We start from the raw sequence: 3,953 nt of genomic DNA, 5'->3' as shown, positions 1-3,953 counted from the left end.
TTTCTATCGCGCCCGAATTCCGATATTATCCCGCGCGCCGGCGTTGCCGGCCTCTAGTTTTCCCCGGGGGGATGTCCGAAATGTCCAATGAACTGACCATCAAGCGCGGCACCAAGACCGATCCGGCCGACGTCGCCAGCATCGACAAGAGCAAGCTCGGCATCCTGCTGGCCAAGCCGCCGCAGACCGATACCGAAGGCCAGGCCGCCTATAGCGGCTATACCCAGTGCCCCTGGTGCGGTCATGTCGGCTGGACCGTCGGTCTCGACACCAACTACTATGTCGACATCGTCTGCGGTGCCTGCGGCGGTTACTTCCGCGCCTGATCGGCCCGGAACAATCCCGAATTTCGGGGCGGGTGCCAGTCGGCGCCCGCCCTTTTTCATGGCATGTTGGGGCCGCGACAATTCCTTAGGGAGAAAAGGATCATGGTGAGGAAGCTCTGTCTCGTCGTTCTGTTCGGCCTGGTCGGCTTGACCGCCGCCTGCAACACGATCGAAGGGGCCGGCCGCGATATCCGCAATACGGGCGACGCCATTTCGGGCGGCGCCCGCGACGTGAAGAGCAAGCTCTGACCGCGATGCGGAAAAGAAGGGGCGCCGACACGGGCGCCCCTTCGCGTCACTCCGCCGGCTGAGGCGCCGGGGCCGCCGCCTTCCGCGAGAACAGGCTGCGGATCATGACGAAGAACACCGGCACGAAGAAGATGCCGAGCACGGTCGCCGCGATCATGCCGCCCATCACGCCGGTACCGATGGCGTTCTGCCCGCCGGAACCCGCGCCATTCGCCAGCACCAGCGGCGAGACGCCGAGGATGAAGGCGAGCGAGGTCATCAGGATCGGGCGCAGGCGCAGGCGCACGGCTTCCAGGGTCGCCGCCACGAGTTCCATGCCCTTCTCCTGCTGCTCCTTGGCGAATTCGACGATCAGGATCGCGTTCTTCGCCGACAGCCCGACCGTGGTCAGCAGCCCGACCTGGAAGAAGATGTCGTTGGAGAGGCCGCGCATGTTGGCCGCGAGCACGGCGCCGATGACGCCGAGCGGCACGACGAGAATGACCGAGAAGGGAATCGACCAGCTCTCGTAAAGCGCGGCGAGGCAGAGGAAGACGACGAGGATCGAGATCGCATAGAGCATCGGTGCCTGATCGCCCGAGGCGCGTTCCTGATCCGACAGGCCGGTCCATTCGTAGCCGACGCCGGGCGGCAGTTTCGCGATCAGCTCTTCCATTGCCAGCATGGCGTCACCCGACGACAGGCCGGGCGCGGCCGAGCCCTGGATCGAGAAGGACGGCTGGCCGTTGTAGCGCTCCAGCCGGGCCGGACCGAAGTCCCAGCGCGCGGTGGCGAAGGCCGAGAAGGGCACCATCTCGCCCTTGTCGTTGCGGACATGCCAACGGTTCAGGTCTTCCGGCGTCATGCGATAGGGCGCGTCGGACTGGACATAGACCTTCTTGATGCGGCCGCGGTCGACGAAATCGTTGACATAGCTGCCGCCCCAGGCGGTCGACAGGGTGGCGTTGATGTCGGCGATGGAAAGGCCGAGGCTGCCGGCCCGCACCACGTCGATGTCGATCCGGTACTGCGGCTCGTCCTCCTGGCCGTTCGGACGCACGCCGACGAGGCGCGGGTCCTGTCCGGCCATGCCCAGCAGCATGTTGCGCGCCATCAAGAGGCGGTCGTGGCCGATACCGCCGAGGTCCTTCAGCTGCAGGTCGAAACCCGAGGCATTGCCGAGTTCGATCACCGCCGGCGGCGCGAAGGCGAAGACCATGGCGTCCTTGATCGCCATGAAGGTGCCCATGGCCCGGCCCGCCACCGCCTGTACCGCGAGATCGGGACGCTGGCGCACGGCCCAGTCCTTCAGGCCGACGAAGGCGAGAGCGACATTCTGGCCGTTGCCGCCGAAGGAGAAGCCCTGGACGGTGAAGATGGAATTCACCGCCTCGCCCTGTTCGACCAGGAAGTGGTGCTCCATCTGCTTCACCACCTCCATGGTCCGCTCTTGCGTCGCGCCGACCGGCAGCTGGGCCTGGCCGAACAGGATCGCCTGATCCTCGTCCGGCAGGAACGAGGTGGGCAGGCGGACGAAGAGGAAGCCGAGGCCGACCACAATGGCGAGATAGACGACGAAGACCGCCGGTATCCGCTTGAGGAGACCGCCCACGGAACGCTCGTAACCCCGGCTGGCCGCGTCGAAGCCGCGGTTGAACCAGCCGAAGACGCCGCCGTGCCGGTGTCCCTCGCCCTTGTGCACGGGCTTGAGGATTGTGGCGCAGAGCGCCGGCGTCAGCACCAGCGCGACCAGCACCGACAGCACCATGGCCGAGACGATGGTGACCGAGAACTGGCGATAGATGACGCCGGCCGAGCCCGAGAAGAAGGCCATGGGCACGAAGACCGCCGACAGGACGAGGGCGATGCCGACGAGGGCGCCGGTGATCTGGCTCATCGACTTGCGGGTGGCCTCGCGCGGGGACAGGCCCTCCTCGCTCATCACGCGCTCGACGTTCTCGACGACGACGATGGCATCGTCGACCAGAAGGCCGATGGCGAGAACCATGGCGAACATGGTCAGCACATTGATCGAATAGCCGAGCGCGAAGAGGACGCCGAAAGTGCCGAGCAGCACCACCGGAACGGCGATGGTCGGGATCAGCGTTGCCCGGAAATTCTGCAGGAAGACATACATGACGACGAAGACGAGGAAGATCGCCTCGATCAGCGTCTTCACCACTTCCTCGATGGAAATCTTCACGAAGGGCGTGGTGTCATAGGGATAGACGGCGTGGACACCCTGGGGGAAGAAGGCCGAAAGCTCGGTCATCTTGGCCCGCACCGCTTCCGCGGTGGAGAGGGCATTCGCCCCCGCCGCCAGCTTCAGGCCGATACCCGCCGCCGGCACGCCGTTGTAGCGGGCGATGACGTCATAGCTCTCCGCCCCGACCTCGACCCGGGCGACATCGCCGAGGGTAACGCGGGCACCTTCGGTCGAGCCTTTCAGCAGGATGGCGGCGAATTGCTCGGGCGAGGTCAGCAGCGACTGGGCAACGATGGTCGCATTCAGCTCCTGCCCCGGCATCGGCGGCGTGCCGCCGAGCTGACCGGCCGAGACCTGCACGTTCTGCGCCTGAAGCGCGGCGGTGACATCGCTCGCGGTCAGGCCGAAGGCGTTCAGCCGCGCGGGATCGAGCCAGATGCGCAGGGCATACTGGCTGCCGAAGACCTGGATGTCGCCGACACCGTCGACCCGGCTCAGGGGATCGACCAGCTGGGCGCCGATGTAATCGGCGAGGTCGGTCTGGGTCTGTCCGCTGTCGCCGGCGACGAGGCCGATGACCATCAGGAAGTTGTCGGTCGCCTTGGCGACGACGACGCCCTGCTGCTGCACCGACTGCGGCAGGCTGGGGGTGGCGAGGGCCAGCTTGTTCTGGACCTGCACCTGGGCGATGTCGGGATCGGTGCCCGAATTGAAGGTCAGGGTGATGATCGACAGGCCGGACGACGACGAGGTCGACGCCATGTAGCGCAGGTGATCAATGCCCTTCATCTTCTGCTCGATCACCTGGGTGACCGAGTCTTCCAGCGCCTTCGCCGAGGCGCCGGGATAGGTCGAGGTGATGGAAATGGTGGTCGGCGCGATCGCGGGATATTGCGCGATCGGCAGGCCGAAGATGGCGAGGCCGCCCGCCAGCATGATCACGATCGCGATCACCCAGGCGAAGATCGGCCGGTCGATGAAGAAATTGGCCATGACGCGCCCCTGTTACTGCGCGGCCGCGGCCGTGGGCGCGACCGCTTTCACGGGCATCCCGGGCTGGACGTGCTGCAGCCCTTCGACGATGACCCTGTCGCCGGCGACGATGCCGGCGGTGACGAGCCAGGCATCGCCCACCGTGCGCTCGGCCGTGACCTCGCGCGCCTCGACTTCGCCCTTGTCGTTGACGACGAGGG

Annotated in this window: 3 protein-coding genes and 1 pseudogene; 2 read left to right on the top strand and 2 right to left on the bottom strand. The window is 66.2% G+C overall.

The annotated features are described in order from the left end of the window. Window positions 1-80 precede the first annotated feature (80 nt). Both WC493_RS21970 and WC493_RS21965 read left to right on the top strand, forming a co-directional pair. Window positions 81-326, top strand: a complete 246-nt coding sequence (locus tag WC493_RS21970) for a hypothetical protein (protein ID WP_373068548.1) — start codon at window positions 81-83, stop codon at window positions 324-326. A gap of 102 nt (window positions 327-428) precedes the next feature. Beyond that, entirely contained in the window at window positions 429-575 is a 147-nt protein-coding gene (locus tag WC493_RS21965) for an entericidin A/B family lipoprotein (protein WP_373068546.1), read from the top strand. Between the two features lie 46 nt (window positions 576-621). Here WC493_RS21965 and WC493_RS21960 read toward each other — a convergent pair whose 3' ends face one another. Continuing rightward, on the bottom strand, window positions 622-3,753 hold the full coding sequence (locus WC493_RS21960) for an efflux RND transporter permease subunit (protein ID WP_373068544.1): 3,132 nt from the start codon (window positions 3,751-3,753) through the stop codon (window positions 622-624). A gap of 12 nt (window positions 3,754-3,765) precedes the next feature. Further along, a pseudogene (locus tag WC493_RS21955) lies at window positions 3,766-3,953 on the bottom strand (efflux transporter periplasmic adaptor subunit); the annotation flags it as partial.

This window comes from Zavarzinia sp., from assembly GCF_041650655.1.
GTDB lineage: Bacteria > Pseudomonadota > Alphaproteobacteria > Zavarziniales > Zavarziniaceae > Zavarzinia.
The sequence above is the reverse complement of the archived record's forward strand: the minus strand, read 5'-3'. Positions and strand labels throughout refer to the sequence as shown.

What these genes read in the sequence shown, in the direction of transcription:
- WC493_RS21970 (WP_373068548.1), top strand. Translation starts at nt 81, where the DNA reads ATGTCCAATGAACTGACCATCAAGCGCGGCACCAAGACCGATCCGGCC.
- WC493_RS21965 (WP_373068546.1), top strand. Translation starts at nt 429, where the DNA reads ATGGTGAGGAAGCTCTGTCTCGTCGTTCTGTTCGGCCTGGTCGGCTTG.
- WC493_RS21960 (WP_373068544.1), bottom strand. Translation starts at nt 3,753, where the DNA reads ATGGCCAATTTCTTCATCGACCGGCCGATCTTCGCCTGGGTGATCGCG.